This window comes from Streptomyces sp. NPDC004752, from assembly GCF_053601275.1.
Map to the genome: position 1 here is coordinate 1 of NZ_JBSGBN010000090.1, position 24,985 is coordinate 24,985.

At 71.3% G+C, this 24,985-nt stretch carries 17 protein-coding genes and 1 pseudogene; 11 read left to right on the forward strand and 7 right to left on the reverse strand.

The features are described from left to right. The first annotated feature begins 80 nt into the window (after positions 1 to 80). The gene (locus ACWEKM_RS30920) at positions 81 to 1,760 is read left to right on the forward strand and encodes a glycosyltransferase (RefSeq protein ID WP_451624566.1); all 1,680 of its coding nucleotides are present in this window, start codon (positions 81 to 83) and stop codon (positions 1,758 to 1,760) included. 207 nt (positions 1,761 to 1,967) lie between these two features. Here the strand turns inward: ACWEKM_RS30920 and ACWEKM_RS30925 are convergent, their stop codons facing one another. Further along, positions 1,968 to 2,594, reverse strand: a complete 627-nt coding sequence (locus ACWEKM_RS30925; RefSeq protein WP_451624567.1) for a TetR/AcrR family transcriptional regulator — start codon at positions 2,592 to 2,594, stop codon at positions 1,968 to 1,970. 185 nt (positions 2,595 to 2,779) lie between these two features. Here ACWEKM_RS30925 and ACWEKM_RS30930 point away from each other — a divergent pair, with 185 nt between their 5' ends. From ACWEKM_RS30930 to ACWEKM_RS30945, 4 genes are all read left to right on the forward strand, one after another. Further along, the gene (locus ACWEKM_RS30930; protein ID WP_451624568.1) at positions 2,780 to 3,694 is read left to right on the forward strand and encodes an ABC transporter permease; all 915 of its coding nucleotides are present in this window, start codon (positions 2,780 to 2,782) and stop codon (positions 3,692 to 3,694) included. Then, positions 3,687 to 4,556, forward strand: a complete 870-nt coding sequence (locus tag ACWEKM_RS30935) for an ABC transporter ATP-binding protein (protein WP_451624569.1) — start codon at positions 3,687 to 3,689, stop codon at positions 4,554 to 4,556. The genes ACWEKM_RS30930 and ACWEKM_RS30935 overlap by 8 nt, the downstream gene beginning before the upstream one ends. A 99-nt stretch (positions 4,557 to 4,655) precedes the next feature. Beyond that, complete coding sequence (locus tag ACWEKM_RS30940) at positions 4,656 to 6,863, forward strand: CDP-glycerol glycerophosphotransferase family protein (protein WP_451624570.1); 2,208 nt, start codon at positions 4,656 to 4,658, stop codon at positions 6,861 to 6,863. Beyond that, complete coding sequence (locus ACWEKM_RS30945) at positions 6,860 to 8,524, forward strand: glycosyltransferase family 2 protein (RefSeq protein ID WP_451624571.1); 1,665 nt, start codon at positions 6,860 to 6,862, stop codon at positions 8,522 to 8,524. Before ACWEKM_RS30940 ends, ACWEKM_RS30945 begins: the two co-directional genes overlap by 4 nt. 86 nt (positions 8,525 to 8,610) lie before the next feature. Here the strand turns inward: ACWEKM_RS30945 and ACWEKM_RS30950 are convergent, their stop codons facing one another. The 3 genes from ACWEKM_RS30950 to ACWEKM_RS30960 form a co-directional block, all read right to left on the reverse strand. After that, the gene (locus tag ACWEKM_RS30950) at positions 8,611 to 10,101 is read right to left on the reverse strand and encodes a hypothetical protein (RefSeq protein WP_451624572.1); all 1,491 of its coding nucleotides are present in this window, start codon (positions 10,099 to 10,101) and stop codon (positions 8,611 to 8,613) included. Next, positions 10,082 to 10,576: a GtrA family protein gene (locus ACWEKM_RS30955; RefSeq protein WP_451624573.1), complete on the reverse strand. Its 495-nt coding sequence runs from the start codon at positions 10,574 to 10,576 to the stop codon at positions 10,082 to 10,084. The genes ACWEKM_RS30950 and ACWEKM_RS30955 overlap by 20 nt, the downstream gene beginning before the upstream one ends. 172 nt (positions 10,577 to 10,748) lie before the next feature. Then, entirely contained in the window at positions 10,749 to 15,689 is a 4,941-nt protein-coding gene (locus tag ACWEKM_RS30960) for an NAD-glutamate dehydrogenase (protein ID WP_451624574.1), read from the reverse strand. A gap of 768 nt (positions 15,690 to 16,457) precedes the next feature. Between ACWEKM_RS30960 and ACWEKM_RS30965 the strand changes: the two genes are divergently transcribed. Both ACWEKM_RS30965 and ACWEKM_RS30970 read left to right on the forward strand, forming a co-directional pair. Continuing rightward, entirely contained in the window at positions 16,458 to 16,664 is a 207-nt protein-coding gene (locus ACWEKM_RS30965) for a hypothetical protein (protein WP_451624575.1), read from the forward strand. Further along, positions 16,661 to 16,990: pseudogene (locus ACWEKM_RS30970) on the forward strand (ribosome-binding factor A); the annotation flags it as partial. The gene ACWEKM_RS30965 and the pseudogene ACWEKM_RS30970, both read left to right, overlap by 4 nt. Before the next feature lie 8 nt (positions 16,991 to 16,998). Here the strand turns inward: ACWEKM_RS30970 and ACWEKM_RS30975 are convergent. Then, a complete protein-coding gene (locus ACWEKM_RS30975; protein ID WP_451624576.1) occupies positions 16,999 to 17,664 on the reverse strand; it encodes an HAD family hydrolase in 666 nt (221 codons plus the stop codon). Between the two features lie 66 nt (positions 17,665 to 17,730). Beyond that, a complete protein-coding gene (locus ACWEKM_RS30980; RefSeq protein WP_451624577.1) occupies positions 17,731 to 18,243 on the reverse strand; it encodes a DUF6912 family protein in 513 nt (170 codons plus the stop codon). A gap of 329 nt (positions 18,244 to 18,572) precedes the next feature. On the opposite strand from ACWEKM_RS30980, the gene ACWEKM_RS30985 reads away from it, so the two are divergent. Both ACWEKM_RS30985 and ACWEKM_RS30990 read left to right on the forward strand, forming a co-directional pair. Beyond that, a complete protein-coding gene (locus tag ACWEKM_RS30985) occupies positions 18,573 to 19,133 on the forward strand; it encodes an Rv3235 family protein (protein WP_451624578.1) in 561 nt (186 codons plus the stop codon). Positions 19,134 to 19,593: 460 nt separating this feature from the next. Beyond that, positions 19,594 to 19,821, forward strand: coding sequence for a hypothetical protein (locus ACWEKM_RS30990; protein WP_451624594.1), 228 nt, complete (start codon positions 19,594 to 19,596; stop codon positions 19,819 to 19,821). A gap of 90 nt (positions 19,822 to 19,911) precedes the next feature. Here ACWEKM_RS30990 and secA read toward each other — a convergent pair whose 3' ends face one another. Further along, a complete protein-coding gene (gene secA / locus ACWEKM_RS30995) occupies positions 19,912 to 22,728 on the reverse strand; it encodes a preprotein translocase subunit SecA (RefSeq protein WP_451624579.1) in 2,817 nt (938 codons plus the stop codon). A 330-nt stretch (positions 22,729 to 23,058) separates the two neighbouring features. Between secA and ACWEKM_RS31000 the strand changes: the two genes are divergently transcribed. Beyond that, positions 23,059 to 23,640, forward strand: a complete 582-nt coding sequence (locus ACWEKM_RS31000) for a GNAT family N-acetyltransferase (protein WP_451624580.1) — start codon at positions 23,059 to 23,061, stop codon at positions 23,638 to 23,640. A gap of 167 nt (positions 23,641 to 23,807) precedes the next feature. Next, positions 23,808 to 24,983 (forward strand): winged helix-turn-helix domain-containing protein, encoded by a 1,176-nt coding sequence (locus tag ACWEKM_RS31005; protein ID WP_451624581.1) that lies wholly within the window; start codon positions 23,808 to 23,810, stop codon positions 24,981 to 24,983. The last annotated feature ends 2 nt before the right edge of the window (positions 24,984 to 24,985 follow it).

The following is a 24,985-nucleotide window of genomic DNA, read 5'->3' on the forward strand; positions in this document are numbered from 1 at the left end:
CTCCCCGACCGGCCGCGACCGTGTTCCGCATCGGGCACTGAGCACCTCCTGAAGGAGAGATCACGGACATTCCCACGACGGTGGAGCCCGCGGGGGCGAGCGTCGTCGTCATCGGATACAACGACGCCGCCCATGTGCCGGACGCGGTCCGGTCGGCACTCGCACAAGGGTCCGCCGTCCGGCAGGTCGTGGCCGTGGACGACTGCTCCACGGACGGCAGTCCGGATGTGCTGGCGCGGCTGGCCGCCGGTGATCCCCGGCTGACGGTGGTGCGTCGGGAGGTGAACAGCGGGGGGTGCGGCAGCCCCCGCAACGACGGCCTGGACGCGGTGACATCCCCATACGTGATGTTCCTGGACAGCGACGACGTGCTGCCCGCCGGCGCGGCGGCCGCGCTGCTCGCGGCGGCCACGGACGCGAACGCCGAGGTGGCGGGCGGTCTGTGCGTGCGCCGCGAACTCCCGTCCGGACGCGAACACCCCTGGCAGGCGTCCCTGTACGCGGCGCACGCCGTCGTCGCCCACCCCGCCCGGCGCCCGCGTCTCGTCCACGACACGCTCTGCGTCAATAAGCTCTACCGCACCCGTTTCCTGCGCGAGCACGGCATCCGGTTCCCCGAAGGCCGCTTCCTCTACGAGGACTTCGTGTTCACCGCGCGCGTGCTGGCCGCCGCGCCACGCATCGCCCTGGTGCCCGACCCGGTGTACGTGTGGCAGGTGCGGCGCGCCGCCGACCGGCTGTCGCTCTCCCTCGACCGGGCGGACATCGGCAACTGGCGGGCACGCACGCGTGCCTGCACGCTGGCCCACGACATCCTGCTGGGCGCCGGGCAGCAGGAGCTGGCACGGGCGGCCCGGACCAAGTTCCTCGACCACGAACTGCGCATGTACGCGCGCGAACTGGAGTTGCGCGACCCGTCCTACCGGCGCGCGTGGTGGGCGCACACCCGGGCGTACCTGGAGCACTGCGACCTGGCCGGCCGGGAGCGCGAGCCGACCTCGCCCGGCCGGCTGCTCGCACGGGTCGTCCTGGAGTCCCCGCAACCGCGTGACCTGGGCCGCCTCAAGGAACTCGCCGCCCGTCCGGCCCGGTTGTGCCCGCCGTACGCCCGCACCCCGGACGGCACCCCCGTCTGGTCCGACGACCTGCCCGGGATCACCCTCACCCCACTCCTGACCCGGCCCACCCACCTTCTCCCGCTCGCCGTAAACGCGGAACTGCGTCCACGCGCGCGTGCCACGCTGCTGCGGCTGCGCCTGCACGAGCTATACGGGCGGGTGGTGCGGGCGGGTCCCGCGGAGGTGGCGGTGGAGTGGCGGTCCCGGGTGGACGGGCGCCCGGCCCAGCGCCGCACCGCCGCCCTCACGCCCGCGCCCGACGGCAGTTGGTCGGCCGTCGTGCCCGTCGACCCGGCCGGGCTGGGCGCGGGCACCTGGGATCTGCGACTGCGCGTCCGCTTCGCCGACGGGGCGCACCGCGACATGACCGCGCACGCGGTCACGGGCGCCGGGCTGCTGCGCCGCCGCGCCCTGCCGAGCGCCCGGCACGGCGTGCTGCTCGTCCACCCGTACGCCACCCACTCCGGCGCACTCGCACTGCGGGTCGCGCCCGGCGCACGCGGAGCGCTGTCGGTCGCCCGAGGCCGACTGCGCCGCCTGCTTTCCCTGCTGCACTCGCTTCGCCTGTTTCCGGCGGATGTGCCTCGGCGTTCACACCGCCTGCGCCGACGACACCATCGCCCCGACCCCGACCGCCCCTGAAGCCCTCCACCTGCTCAGCACCACCGCCCGACCCACCGCGCACACCACCCCGCCGCGGCCCGCCATCCCCACCGCGGCCTGCCTCCACCACCGCCCGGCCCGCCGCGCACACCAACCCCCACCGTGGACGCCACCCCCGCCACGCATGCCGCCTGCACCGCGGCCCGAACGCCCAGCGCGACGGTCGGCCCGGCGGCGCGGTCGCGTTCACAGCGCCCGGAGGGCCTCCGCGGTGGCTCGGGTCAGGGACGGCAGATAGCCCTTGGAAAGTTTCGGGCTGCGGATGACCACCGAACGCCAGTACAGCGGGCCGGAGATCAGGTCGAGGGCCAGTTCGCGGTCGACCCCGGACCGGATCTCGCCGCGCTGTTCGGCCGCGGAGAGGATCGTGCTGGCGACACCCTCCTGCCCCTCCCGCAGCGCCTTCTGCATGGCCTCGGCGATCTCCGGGTTGCGCGCGGCCTCGGCCTGGAGGTCCGGGATGATCTGCGAGGCCACGGGGTGGCGCAGGGCGCGGGAGGTGACCTCGTACAGCAGCCGGAGGTCGCCCTCCAGACTCCCGGTGTCCGGCGCCGGCAGTCCCATCACCGCGACCGCGGAGACCACGTCGAGGACCAGGTGCAGCTTGGACCGCCAGCGGCGGTAGACGGCAGTCTTGCCGACGCCCGCGCGGCGCGCGATGCCCTCGATGGACATCCGGGCGTATCCGACGGACGCGAGTTCCGCGAAGACGGAGGCGCGGATGGCCTCGGTCACATCCTCCCTCAGCACGGCGGCCCCGGCGGGCGTCCGTCGGCGGGGCCGCGTGCCGGGCTCGTCGGCATTCGTCGTCATGGCGTCCAGCATAGGGCGTTACGACGAAACGGTTGCGTTCCGACGTCCAAACGTCCTACGCTCGCGTTGCGACGATACGGTGCCGTCCCGACGTAAGAGAACGTGAAGAGAAGTGCAAGGAAACGCGGAGGGCCGGACCGCCGCCCGGACGCACCACCCCCCTCCCCCGAGCGAAAGCAGCGGATGTGAGCCAGGTACTCCACACACCGCCCCCGACGACGGCCCCGGCCGACGACGACCCAGCGGCGCTCGCCGCCCGGCACGGGCTCTCGGTCAGCGGCGCCCGCCCCACCCTGCCCGAGTACGTCCGCCGACTGTGGGCACGGCGCCACTTCATCGCCGCCTTCGCCACCGCCAAACTCACCGCGCAGTACAGCCAGGCGAAGCTCGGCCAGCTCTGGCAGGTCATGAACCCGCTGCTCAACGCGGCGGTCTACTACTTCATCTTCGGTGTGCTGCTCGGCACCAAGCACGGCGTGCCGGACTACATCCCGTTCCTGGTCACGGGCGTGTTCATCTGGACCTTCACGCAGAGTTCGATCATGTCGGGCACCCGGGCGATCTCCGGCAACCTCGGCCTCGTCCGCGCCCTGCACTTCCCCCGGGCCGCGCTGCCGATCTCCTTCTGTCTCCAGCAGCTCCAGCAGTTGCTGTTCTCGATGGCCGCGCTGGTCGTCATCCTGCTGTGCTTCGGCGTGCCGGTCGCCGCCTCCTGGCTGCTGGCGGTGCCCGCGCTCGTTCTGCAGTTCACCTTCAACGCCGGCGTGTCGATGATCATGGCCCGGATGGGCGCGAAGACCCCGGACATCGCCCAGCTGATGCCGTTCGTGCTGCGGACCTGGATGTATGTCTCCGGCGTCATGTGGAGCCTCGACCAGCTGGCCGCGAAGAGCGACCTGCCGCGGGCGGTGGTCGTCCTGCTGGAGGCCAACCCGGCCGCCGTCTACATCGACCTCATGCGGTTCGCGCTGATCGACAGCTTCAGCGCGAGCCAGCTGCCCCCGCACGTCTGGGTGCTGGCGATCGGCTGGGCGCTGCTCGCCGGCGTCGGCGGCTTCATCTACTTCTGGAAGGCTGAGGAGACCTACGGCCGTGGCTGAGAACGTGAACTCCAGCATCCCCACCGTCGTCGCCGACCGCGTCGACATCGTCTACCGGGTCAACGGCACCGGCGCCGGCCGCGGCACCGCGACCGCCGCCCTCAACCGCATGCTGCGCCGCAAGAAGGCCGAGAAGGCGGCCGGCGTGCGCACGGTGCACGCGGTCAGAAACGTCTCGTTCGTCGCGTACAAGGGCGAGGCCATCGGGCTGATCGGCACCAACGGCTCCGGCAAGTCGACGCTGCTGAAGGCCGTCGCCGGCCTGCTCCCGGTGGAGAACGGCCATATCTACACCGACGGCCAGCCCTCCCTGCTCGGCGTCAACGCGGCCCTGATGAACGATCTGACGGGCGAGCGCAACATCTTCCTCGGCGGCCTCGCCATGGGCATGTCGCGCGAGCAGATCAAGGAGCGCTACCAGCAGATCGTCGACTTCTCCGGCATCAACGAGAAGGGCGACTTCATCACCCTCCCGATGCGCACCTACTCCTCCGGTATGGCGGCCCGGCTGCGCTTCTCCATCGCCGCGGCCAAGGACCACGACGTCCTGCTGATCGACGAGGCGCTGGCGACCGGCGACCGGTCCTTCCAGAAGCGCTCCGAGGCGCGCATCCGCGAGCTGCGCGAGCACGCGGGCACGGTGTTCCTGGTCAGCCACAACAACAAGTCGATCCGCGACACCTGCGAGCGGGTCCTGTGGCTGGAGCGCGGCGAGCTGCGGATGGACGGGCCGACGGAGGAGGTCATGAAGGAGTACGAGGCGTTCACCGGCGACCGGGCCCCCAAGAAACCGGCCGCTCCGAAGCCGCAGCAGAAGGCGGCGGTACCGGCGCAGGACAAGAAGATCGCCCTGCCTTCCTGACCACGGCCGGCGCAACCCGGGCCGCCCCCTTCTTCCGATCGGTGTCACTATGACCTGAAAGGTGCGGCCTGGAGACGACGAGGCGAAGGAGTCCACCCGATGCCCGAGCTGAGCGTCATCGTCCACGGCCCCGACGCCCGGGGTCACTTGGCCGAACTGCTCGACTCCCTGGCCGCACACCCCCTGCCGGACGCCGAGGTGATCGTGGCCGCGGTCGGCGACTGGGCCCGGGAGACGGCCGAGGGGCACGCCGCCGAGACGGTGGTGGTGCCCCTGCCGGACGGCACGGGCGACGCGGCGGCCCGGGCGGCGGGGGCCGCGCGGGCGACCGGCCGCTGGCTGCACTTCGTGCCCGCCGCGGACGGCCTGCCCGCGGGGGCCGTACGCACGGTCGCCAAGCGCGTCGCGGAACTCCCGGACACCGTGGACGTGCTGCTCCTCGACCATGTCCGCAGCACCTGGCGGACCGCCGGCACCCGCCCGGTGGGCGGCCGGCTGCTGGCCCGGGTCGGCCGCGCCGAACCGGCCCTCGACGATGCCGCGGACCTGCTGCGGCTCACCCCGCTGCTCGGCACCCGCGTCCTGCGCGCCGACTTCTGGCGGACCGGCTTCCGGCGGGCCCACGAGGAGCGGCTCACCGCGGACGACGCGGCGTACACCGCGTACGCCGCGCTGCTGGCGGCGCGCCGCGTCGCCTGCCTGAACCAGGTCGGGTACGAGCACCGCGTGCCGCGCCCCGAGAGCCTGCCGCCCGTCACCGCCGAGCAGCGCTACGCCCTCGTCGACCGCTACGAGGCGCTCCTCACGCTCGCCCAGGACCGCCCCGCCGCCCGCGCGGTCCTCTACGACGTCATGGTCCGCGACCTGCTGCGCACCTTCGCCCGGGAGGACATGCCGGAGCCGGTGGCCCGGGAGTTCTTCCGCCGGGCCTCCCTCGCGGCCGTCCGCCGCCGCCCGCCGGGCCACCGCCGCCCGGGCGGCCTCGAAGGCGTACGCCGCGGCCTCCTCGAAGAGGGCGCGTACACCAGGTACCGCGCCTTCCAGGCCGCCAACCGCAGCCGCCGGGCGGCCCGTTCGGCGGTGCGGGCCCGTAAGCGCCGGCTGGGCGCGAAGCTCCGTGACCAGCAGTACCGCCGGGCCCTCGGCCGTCGGGTGGACCCCGACCTCGCGGTCTTCTCCGCCTACTGGGGCCGCTCGGTCGCCTGCAACCCGGCCGCCATCGCCGCCGAACTGGCCCGACGCGCCCCATGGATCCATCCGGTGTGGGTGGTGACGAAGGGCAACGCCCCGCTGCTGCCGCCCGGCACCGACCACGTACTCCCCGGCACCCGCCGTTACTGGGAGGTGCTGGCCACGGCCAAGTACCTGACCAGCAACGTCAATTTCCCCGACGCGGTGGTCAAACGCCCGGACGCGATCCACCTCCAGACCCACCACGGCACCCCGCTCAAGCGGATGGGCCTGGACCAGCTGCGGCACCCGACCGCCGCCCAGGGCATGGACTTCGCCGCCCTGCTGGCCCGCGTCGACAAGTGGGACTACAGCGTCTCGGCCAACGGCCACTCCACCCGCATGTGGGAGCGCGCCTACCCGTCCCGCTACACCTCCCTGGACTACGGCTATCCGCGCAACGACGTCTACTACCGCGCCCGCGCCGCCGACGTCCGCGCGGTCCGCGACCGCCTGGGCATCGCCCCCGGCCGGACCGCCGTCCTCTACGCCCCCACCCACCGCGACTACGAGGCCGGCTGGACCCCCCGGCTCGACCTCGCCGCCCTCGCCGACCGGCTCGGCGACGACACGGTGCTGCTGGTGCGCGCCCACTACTTCTACGACACGGCCGCCGCCCTGACCGGTCTGCGCCGCACCGGCCGGATCATCGACGTCTCCTCCTACGACCCCGTCGAGGAGCTGTGCCTCGCCGCCGACGCGCTCGTCACGGACTACTCGTCGATCATGTTCGACTACGCCAACCTCGACCGCCCGATCGTGATCTACGCCGACGACTGGGAGACCTACGCCACCACCCGCGGCGTCTACTTCGATCTGATGGCCGAGGCACCGGGCCCGGTGGCCCGCACCCAGGAGGACCTGGCGGAGGTGTTCGCCTCGGGCGCATGGCGGGACGAGGCCGCGGCGAAGGCACGGGCCGTCTTCCGGCGCCGCTTCTGCGAGTACGACGACGGGCACGCCGCCGAACGCGTCGTCCGCCGGGTGTTCCTGGGCGAGAGCGAGCAGGCGCTGCCCCCGGTGGTCCCGGTGGCGGGCCGCACCCCGGCTCCGAGCCCCGAGGAGGCAACGGCATGACCCCCGACGTCACGGTCACGGTGATCGTCTACAACGACGCGGCACGGCTTCCGAGAGCGGTGGCCTCGCTGCGCCAGCAGACCCACGCCGATATCGAGATCATCATCAGCGACGACCACTCCACCGACGAAACCCCGTTCGTGGCACGCGCGCTCGCCGCGCGGGACGACCGCATCCGCTACCTGCGGCTGGACCGCAACAGCGGCGGATGCAGCGCCCCGCGCAACCGGGCCCTCGATGCCGCCCGGGCGCCGTATCTGATGTTCCTGGACAGCGACGACGAACTCCCGGCGAACGCGGTCGAGTTGCTGCTGGCCGCGCACCGCGAACGCGAGATCGACTTCGCGATGGGCGCGGTGCGCCGGATACGGGTGGACGGCGGCCGCCGCTCGATATGGATGCCGCATCTGGTGGCCGAACGCCGCACGCTCACAGGCATCGAGGACGACCCGCGCCTGTTCTTCGAGCATCTGTCGACGAGCAAGATGTACGCCCGGACCTTCCTGGACCGGCACGACCTGCGCTTCCCGGAGGGCATCCACTACGAGGACCAGCTGTTCTCGGCGCAGGCGTACTGCCTGGCGAAGGCGTTCACGATCATTCCGGAGCCGGTGTACCTCTGGTACACAGCGCCGTACGCGGCGGCCGACTCGGCGTCCATCTCCAACCAGCGGCACCGGCTGGACAACGTCCGCGACCGCATCCATGTGCAACGCCTGATCGACGCCTTCCTGACGGACAGCGGCCATGCGGCGCTGCGCGAGGACAAGGACTACAAGTTCCTCAAGCACGACTTCCGGATGTACGCCGGTGATCTGCCCTACCGGGACGAGGAGTGGCTGCGGGACTTCGCGGAGATCACCGTCCCGTATGTCTCGACGCTCGCCCCCGGCGCCTTCGCCCGGCTGCCCCGCCCGGAACGGGTGGTCCTCCAACTGGTCCGCGAGGGCCGGCTGTCCGAGGCGCGGCTCGCGGCGCGCGGTCTGGGGCACTCGGTTGCCCCGCGACAGGTGACGGCGGACCCGGCGGGCGGCGGCACCTACTGGGGCGAGCGAATCCCGACCGCCGGCTGGTCCCGGCGCGAACTGGACGTCACCGACCTGGAGTTGGACACCCGCCCGATCCCGAGTGCCCAGTTCCGGCACGAGATAACGGAGGTGACGCCCGCACCGGGTGCCGGTCTGAACCTGCGGATCCGCACCTACGACCCCGGGCTGCGGCTTCCGGTCGGCCCGCAGCGGGCGGCCCTGCTGCTGGCCCCCGGCCGACGCCGTCTTGCGGCCCCGTTCCGGCTCACCCCGGTCCGCCCGGGCGTCTTCGAGGGCCGGGTCCGGCTGGACCTGGCGACGGCGCCCGTCCCGCTGCACGGATTCGCCGGCGTCCGCCACCCGGTGCTGCGCATCGAGCACCAAGGACTGACCCATACGTCCCTGCTGCTGGCCCCGCTGTCCTTCCCCGCCCTGACCACCCGCGTCGGCTACCATCGCGGCGCCGCCCCGCACGACCTCACCGTCGAACCGGAGGGCCGCAACCCCGGGCGGCTACAGATCCGTTGGCGCCCGGCGGGCCTGACGGACCGTCTGACCCGGCCGCTGGTACGACGGTTGGACCGACCTGGACTGCGCCGGGCGGTCCGGCTGCTGGCGAGCATGCGCACCTGACGCGCCCCCTTCCCTGGGCACACGACGTACGCACCCGCCGCCCGGCGCGCCCTTTCCCCGGGCACACGGCGATCCACATCGGCCGCTCAACGCACCGCGTACAGCACCTGACCGCCCGGCCCCTCGGCCACCTTCCGCAGCCCCGGGCCCCGCACGCCGGCCACCCGATCCACCACCCACCGCACCCCGTACTCCCGCACGATCCCCCTCCGAACACCATCCGAGGTCCCGGCGGCGAAGTAGCGGCGCACGGCCTCCTCCCGCCGCCCGGCGTCGGGCAGGAACACATCGGGGTACCCGGGCGCGACCGTGTACGCCCCGTACGCCGGGATCTGCCGCGCCGGGACGGTACGCGCCATGACGACGTCCCCGTACTTCACCCACGGGGTGATCCACTGATAGCCCGTCCAGGGCGCCCGGTACTTCGCCGCGACCACCCCGGGCAGCGCCGCCCGCCCCGTCACGTACCCCACGGTCCCCACCTGGGCCCAGGCCCCCACCAGCAGCGCGGCGCCGAGCAGGCACGCCCATGCCGTCCGCACGGCCCGCCGCCCGGCCGAGACCGCTTCGAGGGCCGCCGCGAGCTGCGCCGGGATCAACGCGGCCGGCAGCGCCCGGCCCCACGCGTAGTGCCCGCTCACCCCGCCCGCCGCGAACACCACCGTCCCCAGCACGAAGAAGATCGCCAAGGGGTCCCGCCGGTCCCGCCGCCAGCGCGGCACCAGCGCCGCCACCCCGAGCAGCACCAGTGCCAACCGGCCCGGCAGATGCTGGTAGAGCGGCCGGTGGATGGCCTCCAGATCGGCACCGGCCGAGAACAGCGCGAAGAAGTCGTAGTACGGCCATACCCACAGCACCGCCGGCCCCAGCAGCACCGCCGCGCCCAGCCGGGCCAGCAGCTCCCGCCCCGGCCGCGCGGCGACGACGACGGCGAGCGCCCCGAGCGAGGCCACCACCCCGGAGAACTGGTGGACCAGCAGGATCAGCGCCCACAGCGCCCCGAGCCCGAGCCACGCCCCCCACCCGGCGTCCGCGCGGAGCGCCCGCGTCAGCCACGCCCAGAAGTGGAAGGACAGCCCGAGCGCGCACACGCTCGGATACGACACCGTCAGCGCGAGGGAGTTCAGCCCGAGGAAGCCGCTCCAGTTGAGCGGCAGCGGCCCCCACAGGAACAGCAGGCACAGCACGGCGAGGGCGGGCGCCGCCGGATGGCCGCTCAGCGTGCGTACATACCGCCATACGCCCGTGACCAGCAGGGCCAGTCCGGCGAGCGCGCCGATGCGCAGCACGACGAACACCGACAGGCCGGTGGCCTTGGCGACGACGCCCAGCACCAGCGTCCACGGCGAGTAGTAGGGGCTCGGTGTGTCCGCGTCGACCAGCGGATTGCCCGGGTGCAGCAGACTGTGCCGGAGCCGTTCCACGGTCGCCGCGTGCATGCCGAGATCGCCCGCCCAGGGCAGGCGGACGATCACGAGGAGCAGGAGCACGAGGACGAGCGCGACGAGCGCGGCGGCGGCCCCCGGCAGGACCCGGCCAGCCGTCACCGTGCCGGCGCTAGGACGCGCGGCGCGCATCCTGCTGGAACACCCAGGTGCGGTAGACGAGGAAGCGGAAGGCGGAGGCGAGGACGATCGACAGCGCCTTGACGGCATTCGATGCGAGCGGACCGTGCAGCCCGAGGCCGTGATATCCGATCCAGAACAGGCCGCTTTCCATGACCACACCGAGCCCGCTGAAAACGAAGAACAGTGCGAATTGCCGACGGGTGCGCCGCGCCCGGTCCCGATAGGTGAAATAGCGGAATCCGATGTAATTCGTGGCCATGGCGATACAGCTGGCCAGCACCGTCGCGGTCATCGCAGGTCGGCCCAGGCCGTGCAGCAGCAGATTGAAGACCAGGAAATTGACCAGGACACCGCTGCCGCCGACGATCCCGAATTTCACGACTTCGAGCACGACGCGCGCGACCGGCCGAGCGGGGGCGGAGGCGGGGGCAGGAACGGCGGCGACGGCCGTTGCCGGACGGGCTTCGGTGAGATTCGCTGTCACACCGCAGACCATATCCGACACATCCCGATTAGCAGGAAACGGTAAATTCACCGCGCGGTTTTGACCAGGTGTCGGCAAGAAAGGACGAGGTGTCGGCAAGAAAACAGGGCGCCCCGGACCGGCCGAGGCCCGGGGCGCCCTGTGCGCCGTACGACGGTGCGGGCGACGCCTGCTACGAGTGCGTGCGCAGCAGCGTCCGCATCGTCCGCATCGCCACCGACAGGTTGGCGAGGTCGAAGGAGTCCGAACCGCGGATCTCCTCCAGGGTGGTGCGGGCCCGGCTCAGGATCGCCGCGTTCTTCTGATCCCAGGCCGAGAACCGCTGCTCGGGCGTCGAGGTGCCGTTGCCGACGGCCAGGACGTCCGCGGTGAGCGCCGCGTGCGCCGCGTACAGGTCCTCACGGATGGAGGCGCGGGCCATGGACTGCCAGCGGTCCGCGCGCGGCAGCTCGATGATCCGGTCCATCAGCTGGGTGATGGCGAGGCGGTCGGCGAGGTCGTAGTACACCTCGGCGACATCCAGCGGCTCCCGGCTCATGCGGTCGGCCACGGACACGATGTCGAGCGTCGGGAACGCGGAGGAGAATCCGGCCACCCGGGTCGCCAGCTCGTCCGGGACGCCCGCGCCGGTCAGCTCGTCGTAGATGTGCTGGTACCACTCCAGGTCCGCGCCGCGCAGCAGCTTCGGCAGCTGCTGCCAGACCTGCTCGACCCGCTCGGCGAAGAAGGCGACGGTCTCGGCGAGCTGGAGCGGCTGCGGCCGGTTGTTCAGCAGCCAGCGCGTGCCGCGCTCGACGAGACGGCGCGAGTGCAGCCGGATCCGGGTCTGCACGGCGGCCTCGACCTTGTTGTCCAGGTCCTCCACCGCGTCCCACACGGGCGCCGACCGGAAGATCGCACGGGCCGCGGTCTGCGCCCGGACGATCTCCTCCAGCGAGGCCCCGGTCTCCTCCCGCAGCCGGTGCAGATAGGTCGTACCGCCCGTGTTGACCGTGTCGTTGACCAGGACGGTCGTGGTGATCTCACGGCGCAGCGGGTGGCGGCCGATCCGCTCCGGGAACTGCTCGCGCAGCGCCTTCGGGAAGTAGGCGTCCAGCAGGCTGCGCAGATACGGGTCGTCCGGCAGCGAGGTGTGCAGCAGTTCCTCGGCGACCGTGATCTTCGTGTACGCCAGCAGGACGGCCGTCTCCGGGCCGGTCAGGCCCTGTCCCTGGGTCAGCCGCTCACGGATCTGCCGGTCGGCCGGCAGGAACTCCAGCGCCCGGTCGAGGTGGCCCGCGCGCACCAGATGGCGGATGAACCGCTGCTGGGCATGGAGCATGTCCTTGGACTGGGCCAGCGCGTTGGCGATCGCCGTGTTCTGCGCGTAGTTGTTGCGCAGCACCAGGGCGCCGACCTCGTCGGTCATCTCGGCGAGCAGCCTGTTGCGCTGCTTGACCGTCATGTCGCCGTCCGTGACCAGGCCGTTGAGCAGGATCTTGATGTTCACCTCGTGGTCCGAGGTGTCCACGCCGGCGCTGTTGTCGATCGCGTCGGTGTTGATCTTGCCGCCGTGCGTGGCGAACTCGATCCGGCCCAGCTGGGTCAGGCCCAGATTGCCGCCCTCGCCGACGACCTTGACCCGCAGGTCCTGGCCGTCCACCCGGATGGCGTCGTTGGCCTTGTCGCCGACATCGCCGTTGGACTCGCCGCTCGACTTGACGTACGTGCCGATGCCGCCGTTCCACAGCAGGTCGACCGGTGCCTTCAGGACCGCCTTCATCAGGTCGGCCGGGGTCAGCTTGCTGACACCGGGCTCGATGCCCAGGACCTCGCGGATGCGCGCGTTGACGGGGATCGCCTTGGCGGTTCGGGGGAAGATCCCGCCGCCCGCCGACAGCAGTTCGGTGTTGTAGTCGGCCCAGCTGGAGCGGGGCAGCTCGAACAGTCGGCTCCGCTCGGCGTAGGAGACGGCCGCGTCCGGCTCCGGGTCGATGAAGATGTGCCGGTGGTCGAAGGCGGCGACCAGCCGGATGTGCTCGCTCAGCAGCATGCCGTTGCCGAACACGTCACCGGACATGTCGCCGATGCCGACGACCGTGAAGTCCTCCGCCTGCGTGTTCACGCCCAGCTCGCGGAAGTGCCGCTTCACCGACTCCCAGGCGCCGCGGGCGGTGATGCCCATGCCCTTGTGGTCGTAGCCCGCGCTGCCGCCGGAGGCGAAGGCGTCACCGAGCCAGAAGTCGTACGACTGGGCGACCTCGTTGGCGATGTCGGAGAACGTCGCCGTGCCCTTGTCGGCCGCGACCACCAGATAGGTGTCGTCCCCGTCGTGCCGCACGACGTCCGCCGGGGGCACGACCTCGCCCGCGACCATGTTGTCGGTGATGTCGAGCAGCGCCGAGATGAACGTCTTGTAGCTGGCGATGCCCTCGGCCAGCCACGCGTCCCGGTCCACGCTCGGGTCGGGCAGCTGCTTGGCGACGAAGCCGCCCTTGGCGCCCACCGGCACGATGACGGTGTTCTTCACCATCTGCGCCTTGACCAGACCGAGGATCTCGGTGCGGAAGTCCTCACGCCGGTCGGACCAGCGCAGACCGCCGCGCGCGACCTTGCCGAAACGCAGGTGCACGCCCTCGACCCGCGGCGAGTACACCCAGATCTCGTACGCCGGGCGCGGCGCCGGCAGGTCCGGGATGGCCTGCGGGTCGAACTTCATGGACACGTAGTCGTGCGGTCGGCCCCGGTCCGCGTCCTGGAAGAAGTTCGTGCGCAGCGTCGCCTTGATGACGGTGAGGAACGAGCGCAGGATGCGGTCCTCGTCGAGGCTCGCCACCTGGTCGAGGGCGGCCTCGACCTCTTCGAGCAGGGCGTCGACGAGTTCACGTCCGGCGCGCTGCCGCTCCGGCGCCATCCGGGCCTCGAAGAGCGAGACGAGCAGCCGGGTGGTGTGGACGTTCGTTCGGAGGGTGCCCTCCATGTAGTCCTGGCTGAAGGTGGAGCCGGCCTGCCGCAGGTACTTGGCGTACGCGCGCAGCACCGTCGCCTGCCGCCAGGTCAGCCCGGCGCCCAGGACCAGGGCGTTGAAGCCGTCGTTCTCCGCCTTGCCGGTCCAGGTCGCGGCGAACGCGTCCTGGAAGCGCTCGCGGCCGTCTTCGCCCAGGTAGTCGCCGTTGACGCCGCCCAGCGACTTGGGGATGCGCAGGCCGAAGTCGTAGATCCAGGAGGTGCTCCGGTCCGAGCAGCGCAGCTCGTACGGCCGCTCGTCGATGACCTCGACGCCGAGCCGGTTGAGCACCGGCAGCACCGCGGACAGCGAGATCGCGGCGCCCTTGCGGTAGATCTTGAACCGGCGCTCGTCGGGGGCGGCCCCGACCGGCTCGTAGAGGCTGAGCGAGAAGTCGTTGCCCGCCTCGTCGCTGAGCCGCTCCAGGTGGACCAGGTCGGCGACCGCCGCGCGCGGGGTGTGGTCGGCCTTGTAGCCCTCGGGGAAGGCGTTGTTGTAGCGGCGCAGCAGCTCGGCGGCGCGTTCCTCGCCGCATTCGGCGTTCAGCGCCTCGGCGAACCCGTCGGCCCAGGAGCGTGCGGCCTCGACGAGCCGGGCCTCGATCCGGTCCCGGTCCGTGTCCGACAGCTCGGGCAGCTCGGTGCCCGGCGGGACCCGGACGACGAAGTGCAGCCTGGAGAGAATCGATTCGGTGTTCCAGGCGGTGAAGTCGACGCTGGTGCCGCCCAGCTCCTCCTTGAGGATGTCGATGATCCGCAGCCGGACGCCGGTGGTGTAGCGGTCGCGGGGGAGGTAGACGAGGGCGGAGTAGTAACGCCCGTACTCGTCCTGGCGGAGATAGAGGCGCAGCCGTCGGCGTTCCTGCAGATACAGCACGGAGGTGGCGATGGAGCGCAGCTCGTCGACGGGCGTCTGGAACAGCTCGTCCCGCGGGTAGGTCTCCAGGATCTGCAGCAGGTCACGGCCGTCGTGGCTGTTGGGCGAGAACCCGGCGCCGCGGAGCACCTCGTCCACCTTGCGCCGGATGACGGGCACGCGGCGCACGGACTCGGTGTAGGCGGCCGAGGAGAACAGGCCCAGGAAGCGGCGCTCCCCGACGACATTGCCGTCCTTGTCGAACTTCTTGACGCCGACATAGTCGAGATACGACGGCCGGTGCACGGTGGCCCGGCTGTTGGCCTTGGTCAGCACCAGCAGCTTGTGCTCGCGGGCCTTGGCCCGGGCGTCGGCCGGTAGCCGCTCGAAGGACGGGCTGACCGGGTGGGTCTCCGCGTCGGAGTGGTGCGGGTCGGAGCGCAGGATGCCGAGGCCGGTGCCGGGCACGGCGGCCAGGGAGTCGTCCCCGTGCAGCTGATACTCGCGGTAGCCGAGGAAGGTGAAGTGATCGGCGGCCAGCCAGCGCAGCAGCTCGCGGGCCTCCTGCACCTCGGGCCCGGGCAGATCGGCGGGGACCGGCTCCTCGGTCAGACCCTCGGCGATGCGCAGCGCCGCGTCCCGCATCTTCTCCCAGTCCTCGACGGCCTCACGGGCGTCGGACAGGACGCGCAGCAGATCGGCGGTGATCTGCTTCAGGTCGGCGCGGTCGGTCTCCCGGTCGATCTCGACGTGGATCCAGGACTCGATGTGCGCGTCGTGCGGGAGGTCGCCGGTGAGCGGGGTGGCCAGCAGCTCGATGAGCTTGCCGGTGAGGTCCCGCCGGACGACGAACTGCGGGTGGATGACGACGTGGATGCCGCGCCCCTGGCGGGTCAGCTCATTGGTGACGGAGTCGACGAGGAAGGGCATGTCGTCGGTGACGACTTCCACGACGGTGTGGCTGCAGGTCCACCCGTTCTCCTCGACGGTCGGGGTGTGGACCCGGACGTTGGCCGTGCCCTGGGGGCGGGTTTCGGCGAGTCGGTGGTGGGAGACCGCGGCTCCGAACACATCGACCGGGTCGCGGTCGCCGAGGTCCTCCGGGGCGGTGTGCAGGTAGTAGCGCTGGAGGAATGTGAGCACGGACTCGTGGTCCAACGTGCCCTCGTCCGTCGTCCCAGTCGGTAGGTGCCCCCCGACCGGGCTGTTCTCAGCTACCCGGGCGGCCCGTTCGAGCAGCTCGGCCTTGGCTTCGTCCAGCTTGGTCTGCATTGTCCTCTGGCTCCTGTCGCGCGCCGTTGCGTGACGTAGAAGGAAGTACGGTTTCTTCCCCTCCGGCGTAACGCCACGGCCCGGGGTGTCCGGTTCTCTCCGACGCTATGCCGCAAGGTGAGATGAAGGGGGGGTATTCGGCCAGTATCCACACGCCCGACGGGTGTGACGCTGCTCTCCGTCGCGCCGTGACCCGGGGTGTGTGTGGGGCCTCGGGGGTCCTTGTGCCCCGCTCCCGCCCGCGAGGACCAGCGACCGCCACCCGGTCACGGATGTCGTCCGTGTTCCTCGGGCGCAGGGCAGGGGCGACAACTGTGCCCCCGCGAGCTATCGCGCTGATCACGCCACAAGGCTATCGCTCCTCACCCCGGGCTCGTCATGAGCCGTATGTGTACAAAACCGAGGGTCAAAGTTTGACGTTCTGCACAGCATCGATCCGGCAGGCGGCCGCATATCCGCAGGTTCCCCACCACCCGCACGACACACGACACACACGCCCGCGGAGGGCGCCCGACGCCCGGTACCGGAGGGGGCGCCCGACGCCCGGTACCGGAGGCTGTCCGGCGCCTGCGGTCCGGCCCTTGGTCGCGAAGGCGGCCCAACGCCCGGTCGCGAAGGCGGCGCCCGGCGCCTGGTCACGGAGGGGGCCCGGCGCCCAGTCGCGAAGGCGGTCCGGCCGCACCGGCTCTGACCCAGCGAGGGGGCATCCGCCACGGTCCGGGCAGAACCCGGCGAAGGCCCATCGGACTCGACTCCGACTCGGCGGCGGTGTTCCCGCCCGGCCGGGCGGCCGAGCTCGCCGACCGGGACGGCGCAACCCGGACCCGGTGCAACCGTCCTGGCGGCGGCCCGGACGTCCCCGCGCCGCGCCGGGACTCGCCGGGGCGGCTGGTCTCCGCCCACGCCTGGCCGGACCGCTCCCGCTGGATGCGCGAGTTCCTGACCGTGCCGCGCGCCAAGGCCCCGGTGAGCTGAGCCCGCATTCCTTCGGTCGATTCAGTACGGAAGGCGGGGCCCGGGCCGCGGGCGACAACGCGCGGGCAAAGGCCGGCGGACCTCATCCGCGAGGTGTGGCCCAGAAGCTGCAGCGCGGGATCAAGGACCAGCGGCTCGGCTCGCACGTCACCATCACGGACCCCCGGGTGACCGGGAACCTGCGGGAGGCGACCGTCTCCTACACGGTGTAGCGGCAGGCCGCAGCGGCCGGACTGGAGAGCGCCAAGGGCATCCTGCGCTCCGAGGTCGGCCGCGCCGCCGCCGTGAAGTTCACGCCCACGCTCACCTTCGTCGCGGACGCGCTTGGCACGGGTCAGGCCGCCAGCCGCTCCGCCTCCGCCACAGCCTGGGCCAGTGTGTCCACCACGGGCGCGCCCGCGGCCTCCAGGCTGGCGCGGCTGTGCGAACCCCCGGTGTACAGCACTGCCCGCGCCCCCACGTGCCGCGCCGCCACCGCGTCGTCGGCGGCGTCCCCGATCACCACCGTGCGCTCCGGGTCCACACCGGTCAGCGCCTCCAGGTGCCGGACCATGTGCTCGGCCTTGCTGCCTCCGGAGGGGCCGGTCCGCCCCTCGACGCGTATGAAGTGCGTGTCGATCCCGAACCCGCGCACCAGCGGCACCAGTTCGTCGTGTCCGTACATGCTCAGCAGCGACTGACTGCCGCCCGCCGACCGCCAGCCCGCCAGCAGGTCCGCCGCCCCTTCGGTGAGCGAGCACCGGGCCCGGTGCTCGCTGTAGTACTGGTGGAAGACCACGTCCATGGCCTCCCACTCCGCCTCGGTCGGCAGCCGTCCCATCAGCCGCTCGTAGAACCTCGGCACCGGCACGCAGTACATCGCCCGGTACTGCTCCAGCGTGATCGGCTCCAGCCCCAGCTCGGCGGAGGCGGCGTTCGTGGCCCCGATGATCGCCTCGTTGTCGTGGAACAGCGTGCCGTTCCAGTCCCAGACGATGTGCGCGCTTACGTGCATCCCCATGCCGAAGAACGTACCCGCCGCCACTGACAATCGGGAGAACGGCGAGGTCACAGCCGGATACGGCCGCTATGCGAGCCCCACGAGAGCGGGGATCTCCTGCGTCGCGTACCAGAGCAGCTCGTGGTCCTCGGCCCCGTCCACGACGAACTGCGCGTCGTCGTCGCCGTCGTCCGCCGCCGGGAGCGCCGTGACCGCCGCGGCGACGTCCTGCTCCGCGTCGTCCGCGTCCGCGTGCACCGCCGCCGCCTTGGCCAGCGGCACCGGCCCGGTGACCCGCACCTCGCCCAGCGCGGCCGGATCGAGGCCGCGGTCCGGGTCGGGCATCGCCGCTCCGTCGGGCACGTCGACGGCGACCACGACCCGGCGCCGCGGCGCGCCCGGATCCGCCGCCAGCCGCCGCAGCGAGGCCAGCGCGGCCCGGTTCAGCGCCGCGTACTCCAGCTCCTCGATGTCGTCGGAGAGGTACCACTCGCGCAGCGCGGGCGTGACGGCGTACGCGACGAGCGGTCCGGCCCCCAACTCGCCCGTCCTGTGCGCCTCGGCGAGACCGGGGAGGGTCAGGGGGACGTAGACGCGCATGGTCGGCCGCTCTTTTCTGGTCAAAGACTCCGCTGGGACCCGGGGAAGGCGGTCCCGCACTCCCGGACGGCCTTCAGGATACGTGGAGGGTGTCCTCTTTCGGGTCCCCGCCCGGACCCTCTGACGCGTCCACCCGGCGCCCTCCAGGTCACCCGGCACCGCCCCGTCATCGCGGGATTTTCGCCCCTTCGTTCACTCGGACAGGTGAACTCCGCGCACCCGCGACGCGGACTCGCGCTTCCTTGCCCGGACCGCCCACGGCCCCGTACAAGATCCCCACCAGCAAGTTACTGCTCGGTATCCGCCGGGCCTGCAGAACGGGGACCCCCATGAACAAGGTCATGACCAGGACCGCCCAGCGTCGCCCGGGCACCCGCCCGCCGGGCCGTCGCGACCCCCGCCGCCCCGGCGCCACCCCGCCCCGCACCCCCACACCCCGTACCCCTGCACCCCATACGGCGAACCGCACGGCGACACCCGCCGCGGTCCCGGTCCCGGCCGACGCGGTCCCCGATGTCCCCACGGGAGGTACGGCACCCGGCGCGGCCCTGCCCCCACGTCCCACGGATCTCTTCGCCGACCGGCTCCTCGCGGTCCTGAGTGGTCAACGCCCCGTCCACTGGATGCTCCGGCACACCGTCGGCCGCGCCTACGACGAACTGGCCCGGCTCGCGGAGCACGGCCCTCTGCGCACTCGCGGCGCCCGCCCGGTCGTCCGGGACATCGGCTACTACGTCCCCCGCCGGGGCGCCATCGAGGCGTTCGCGCGCATCGGTGCCGGTGACCAGCTGCGTGCCATGGCGTTCCGTCTGGAGCAGGGCCCGGACCTGCGCTGGCGCTGCACGGCGGTGGAACTGGGCGGCCCCCGCGCCCCACGCACCGACGACTAGCCGGCTCCTCCACCGGACGAGCCGTGCCGTGCCGTCGGCAAGAACGCCCGGCCGAGGCCGCCGATCGCGCGGTCCCCGGACCCGGGGAAGGGGATCGTGCGACACAAAGCCGCAGTACGCCGTGAGGCGCTGAAAACCGAAGGAGGTGCAAGACCTTCTCACCGGGCTGTCGCAGCAGCCGGGTAGGGGCGGAGCGCAGCCCCATCCAAAAAACGCTGTGCGGAACAACAAGGGCGCACGCACGGCTGGAGTGGACGGGAAAACCACCTACCAAGTCGCGCTGCATCGAGTCCGAGCAGGGCCTGGAGGGGTTTCTGGCGGAACTGCGGGCGGGTCTCAAGGCCCGCACTTTCCATCCCCTCCCGGCGCGACGGCGCGCGATTCCCGGAGCTGGCGGCAAGGTCCGCTATCCGGGGATCGCAACCGTTCATGACCGGGTGGCCCAGGCGTTCTTGCCCTGGTGAAAGCGTTTCTGAAGGCGGGCACCCTCACTGAGGACGGCACGCTGATGAATACCGACACCGGGATTCCGCAGGACTCCGCAGGGCTCCGCAGGAGTCGATTCTCTCCCCATTGCAGAACAATGTGGCTCTCTCCATTCTGGGCCGCCGAACTCAACGGCCGCCCACGCAAAACGCTCGGCTGGGAAACCCCAGCCGAGCGCCTGCATAAACTGCTCGCGGCCTGATCAAATCGACCCGTGTTGCGACGATGCCTGGAATCGGCCCGCGGATGAACCGGCCCTTCGGGACACCACCGCGCCGTGCCCCGGGCGCCGTCACTTCTTGCGGCGTCGGCCACCCTTGGCCTGCCGACGGCGCTCGGCGCGCGTCAGGCCGTCGGACTCGGAGCGCACCGGCTCGTCGTCGTCATAGGTGAAGTCGCCCTCGACGATGCCACCCTCGCCGTCCACGGTCGCCGCGGAGAAGTGCAGGCCCCGGCGCTGCGGTGCATCGAGCCCCTTGGCGCGGATCTCAGGGCGGGAGCCCGCCTGGGCCGGCACGGCGTCCTGGACGCCCTCGGCCACCGGCTGGGCGTCCTCGACCGGGACCTCCTCGACCTGCTGCTCGACCTGGACCTCCAGGTTGAACAGGTAGCCGACGGACTCCTCCTTGATGCCCTCCATCATCGCGGTGAACATGTCGAAGCCCTCGCGCTGGTACTCGACCAGCGGGTCCTTCTGCGCCATCGCGCGCAGGCCGATGCCCTCCTGGAGATAGTCCATCTCATAGAGGTGCTCGCGCCACTTGCGGTCGAGGACCGACAGCACGACCCGGCGCTCCAGCTCACGCATGATCTCGGAGCCGAGCTGCGTCTCACGCGCCTCGTACTGCTCGTGGACGTCGTCCTTGATGGACTCGGCGATGAACTCGGCGGTCAGCCCGGCCCGGTCACCGGCCGCCTCCTCCAGCTCGTCGATGACGACCTTCACCGGGTAGAGCTGCTTGAAGGCGCCCCACAGCCGGTCCAGGTCCCAGTCCTCGGGGAAGCCCTCGGCGGTCTCCGCGCCGACATAGGCGTCGATCGTGTCGTCCATGAAGTGGTGCACCTGCTCGCGCAGGTCCTCGCCCTCCAGGACGCGGCGCCGCTCGCCGTAGATGACCTCACGCTGGCGGTTGAGGACCTCGTCGTACTTCAGGACGTTCTTACGGGTCTCGAAGTTCTGCTGCTCGACCTGCGACTGGGCGGACGCGATCGCGCGCGTGACCATCTTGTTCTCGATCGGCACATCGTCGGGCACGTTCGCCATCGACATCACGCGCTCGACCATCTGGGCCTTGAACAGGCGCATCAGGTCGTCACCGAGAGACAGGTAGAAGCGGGACTCACCGGGGTCGCCCTGACGGCCGCTGCGGCCGCGCAGCTGGTTGTCGATGCGGCGCGACTCGTGCCGCTCGGTGCCCAGCACATAGAGGCCGCCGTTCTCCTCGACCTCTTCCTTCTCGGCCTTGACGGCCTGCTGGGCCTTGGTCAGGGCGGTGGGCAGCGCGGCCGCCCACTCCTCGATGTGCTCCTCGGGGTCGAGGCCGCGCTGCCGCAGTTCCGCCTCGGCCAGGTCCTCGGGGTTGCCACCGAGCTTGATGTCCGTACCACGACCGGCCATGTTCGTGGCCACGGTGACGGCGCCCTTGCGGCCGGCCTGGGCGACGATGATGGCCTCGCGGTCGTGCTGCTTCGCGTTGAGCACCTCGTGCTGGATGCCGCGCTTGCTCAGCTGCTGCGAGAGGTACTCCGACTTCTCGACGGAGGTCGTGCCGACCAGGATCGGCTGGCCCTTGTCGTGCTTCTCGGCGATGTCGTCCACGACCGCCTCGAACTTGGCCACTTCGGTGCGGTAGATCAGGTCCGACTGGTCCATGCGGATCATCGGCTTGTTGGTCGGGATCGGGACCACGCCGAGCTTGTAGATCTGGTGGAACTCGGCGGCCTCGGTCATCGCCGTACCGGTCATGCCGGAGAGCTTCTTGTAGAGGCGGAAGAAGTTCTGCAGGGTGATCGTGGCGAGCGTCTGGTTCTCGTCCTTGATGTCCACCCCTTCCTTCGCCTCGATCGCCTGATGCATGCCCTCGTTGTAGCGGCGGCCGGCGAGGATACGGCCGGTGTGCTCGTCGACGATCATGACTTCGCCGTCGATGACGACGTAGTCCTTGTCGTTCTTGAACAGTTCCTTCGCCTTGATGGCGTTGTTCAGGTAGCCGACGAGCGGGGTGTTCACCGACTCGTAGAGGTTGTCGATGCCCAGCCAGTCCTCGACCTTGGAGACGCCGGACTCGTGGATGGCGACCGTGCGCTTCTTCTCGTCGACGTCGTAGTCGCCGGTCTCCTCGGCGCCCTTGAGGGGGTTGCCCGCATCGCCGCGCTTGAGACGCGTGACCAGCTTGGCGAAGTCGCCGTACCACTTGGTGGCCTGGTCTGCGGGGCCGGAGATGATCAGCGGCGTACGGGCCTCGTCGATGAGGATGGAGTCGACCTCGTCGACGATGGCGAAGTTGTGGCCGCGCTGGACCAGCTCGTCCTTGGCCCACGCCATGTTGTCGCGCAGGTAGTCGAAGCCGAACTCGTTGTTCGTGCCGTACGTGATGTCGCAGGCGTACTGCTCGCGGCGCTGGGCCGGCGTCATGTTGGCCAGGATGCAGCCGACGGTCAGGCCGAGGAACTTGTGGACGCGGCCCATCATCTCGGAGTCGCGCTCGGCCAGGTAGTCGTTGACCGTGATCAGGTGGACGCCGTCTCCGGAGAGGGCGTTGAGGTAGGCGGGCAGCGTGCCGACGAGCGTCTTGCCCTCACCGGTCTTCATCTCCGCCACATAGCCGAGATGGAGGGCGGCGCCGCCCATCAGCTGCACGTCGTAGTGCCGCTGGCCGAGGGCGCGCTTGGCGGCCTCGCGCACCGTGGCGAACGCCTCGGGCAGCAGGTCGTCCAGGGGCTCCCCGTCGGCGTACCGCTGCTTGTATTCATCGGTGAGGGCCCGCAGCTCGGCGTCGGAGAGGTCGACGAAGTCCTCTTCGATGGAGTTGACCTGGTCCGCGATGCGGTGCAGCTTGCGCAGGATCTTGCCTTCGCCTGCACGCATGATCTTCGAGAGGACGGACACGGGGGCTGGTCTCCTTGCCGGTCGGGCCTGGGACGGTCGGTTTCCATTTGACGTACTGAGCAACGGCCATCGTATGCGAGGACTCGGCCACGCCGGGAGGCCCGGCGGGGCTACGGTTGTCCGCCGCTGATTCGCCGCTGTTTTTCAAACGCTCTTTTCATAGGGAACAACGGCCGGGATGCACGGATAGTGCCGCATCGCTGAGGATTTGCGCGAACTGTGATCACGTGCTCACGCACGGCATCCGCGGCGCTCCCGGCGAACCGCCCAGCGTCCACCGCCTCGACCGCCGGGATGGCGCCCGCCCCGGCGCCCGAGCAGAATCTGCCGATGGACCCCGTCACCCTCACCACCGGCCGGCTCGTTCTGCGCTCCCCCGGGCCGCCCGACACCGACGCGGTGCTCGCCGCGGCTCAGGACCCCGACCTGCAGCGCTGGATCTCCCAGTTCCCCTCGCCCTACCTGCCCGAGCACGCCCGCGGTTTCACCGAGCGGATGGTGCCCGACGGCTGGGCGAACGCCTCGATGTTCACCTTCGGCCTCTTTCTCCCCGCAGGGGAGCTGGCGGGCATGCTCGCGCTCACGATGCGCGCCCTGGGCGTCGCCGAGATAGGTTTCTGGGCCGCGAAGGAGCACCGCGGCCACGGCTATGTCACCGAGGCCACCCTCGCCGTCGCCCGCTGGGCCTTCACCCGCCTGGCCATCGACCGCCTGGAGTGGCGTGCGGAGGTCGGCAACCATGCTTCGCGCGCGGTCGCCGAGCGGGCGGGTTTCACCGTCGAGGGCACGCTGCGCTCCGCGACGAACAACAAGGGAGTGCGCCGGGACTGCTGGGTGGGCTCACTGCTCCCGTCCGACCTGGCCCTGCCGTCGACGGCACCGTACCTGCCCGCTCCGCAACGGCCCCGCTAACCGAAACCCGGACGCCACCCGGCCACATCACCCGGCCCCGCTCGCCCCTTGTATTGGGCGCGCCGCCCGGCCTTTCCCGATCCCGGTCGCTCGGGGACCGGGCGCCGCCGATGCCGTTCACTCCCGCCCCGGCCCGCTGTCAGACCCACCCCATACGCTGCGAACCCATGACGACCCTTCCGCGCCCCACCACCGACCTCTCGGCCGACGAAGCCCGTCGTATCGCCCTGCGGGCCCAGGGCTTCCTCGGCACTCCCGACCGCCGGGCCGGGGTCCGCGGTGTCCTCCGCCACCTCGGCGCGGTGCAGCTCGACACCATCTCGGTCCTCGCCCGCTCGCACGAGCTGATCCCGTACGCCCGTCTCGGCGCGGTGGGCCGCAAGGCCGTGGAGACCGCGTACTGGACGGACACGCACGCCTTTGAATACTGGTCCCACGCCGCCTGCATCCTCCCCGTGGAGGAGTGGCCCCATTTCGCCTTCCGCCGCCGCGCCTACCGCAACCGCCCGCACTGGAACCACGAACTGCCCGACGGGACCTACGACCAGGTGATCAAGCAGATCCGCGCCGAAGGCCCGCTCACGGCCACGGAGTTGGGCGGCGCGAAGCGCACCAGCGAGTGGTGGGACTGGTCCGGCTCCAAGGTCGCCGTCGAACGCGCGTTGATGTACGGGGAGGTCGTATGCGTGGCGCGCCGCGGCTGGAAGCGGGTGTACGACCTGGCCGAGCGCGCGATCCCGGAGTCCCTGCTGCACGACGAGTTGGACGACGCCGAGTGCCTGCGCCGTCTGGTCCGCCTCGCGGGCCAGTCCCTCGGCGTCGGAACACGCGCGGACATCGCCGACTACCACCGGCTCAAGGGCGAGCAGGTCGACGCGGTGATCGCGGACTCGGGCCTGGTCCCGGTCACGGTGGAGGGCTGGGGCAAGCAGGCATGGGCCGACCCGGCGGCGCTTGAGACTCCCCCGAGGGGCCGTCACCGCACCACCCTGCTGTCCCCGTTCGACTCTCTGATCTGGGAACGCGCCCGCACGGAACGGATCTTCGGCTTCGCCCACCGCCTGGAGGCATACGTCCCGAAACCGAAGCGGGTGTACGGCTACTTCGCCATGCCGGTGCTGGCCGGGGGCCGGCTCGTCGGTCGCGTCGACCCGGCCCGCGAGGGCCGCACCCTGATCGCCAAGCAGGTCACCCTGGACGGCGCGAAGGTGGTCCAGGCCGTGGCCCAGGCCCTGGTCGAGGCGGCGAGTTGGGTGGACTGCACGGACGTACGGGTGGAACGGGTGGACGCTCCCGGGCTCCGCGAGCCGCTCGTCGGCGAACTCGCCCGTCTGCTCGGCTGAGC

Bases quoted from the DNA above. Each gene is read 5' to 3' on its own strand.
- ACWEKM_RS30925 (WP_451624567.1), bottom strand. From the start codon at position 2,594: ATGACGACGAATGCCGACGAGCCCGGCACGCGGCCCCGCCGACGGACG.
- ACWEKM_RS30940 (WP_451624570.1), top strand. From the start codon at position 4,656: ATGCCCGAGCTGAGCGTCATCGTCCACGGCCCCGACGCCCGGGGTCAC.
- ACWEKM_RS30945 (WP_451624571.1), top strand. From the start codon at position 6,860: ATGACCCCCGACGTCACGGTCACGGTGATCGTCTACAACGACGCGGCA.
- ACWEKM_RS30950 (WP_451624572.1), bottom strand. From the start codon at position 10,101: ATGCGCGCCGCGCGTCCTAGCGCCGGCACGGTGACGGCTGGCCGGGTC.
- ACWEKM_RS30960 (WP_451624574.1), bottom strand. From the start codon at position 15,689: ATGCAGACCAAGCTGGACGAAGCCAAGGCCGAGCTGCTCGAACGGGCC.
- ACWEKM_RS30975 (WP_451624576.1), bottom strand. From the start codon at position 17,664: ATGGGGATGCACGTAAGCGCGCACATCGTCTGGGACTGGAACGGCACG.
- ACWEKM_RS30980 (WP_451624577.1), bottom strand. From the start codon at position 18,243: ATGCGCGTCTACGTCCCCCTGACCCTCCCCGGTCTCGCCGAGGCGCAC.
- ACWEKM_RS30985 (WP_451624578.1), top strand. From the start codon at position 18,573: ATGAACAAGGTCATGACCAGGACCGCCCAGCGTCGCCCGGGCACCCGC.
- ACWEKM_RS31000 (WP_451624580.1), top strand. From the start codon at position 23,059: ATGGACCCCGTCACCCTCACCACCGGCCGGCTCGTTCTGCGCTCCCCC.
- ACWEKM_RS31005 (WP_451624581.1), top strand. From the start codon at position 23,808: ATGACGACCCTTCCGCGCCCCACCACCGACCTCTCGGCCGACGAAGCC.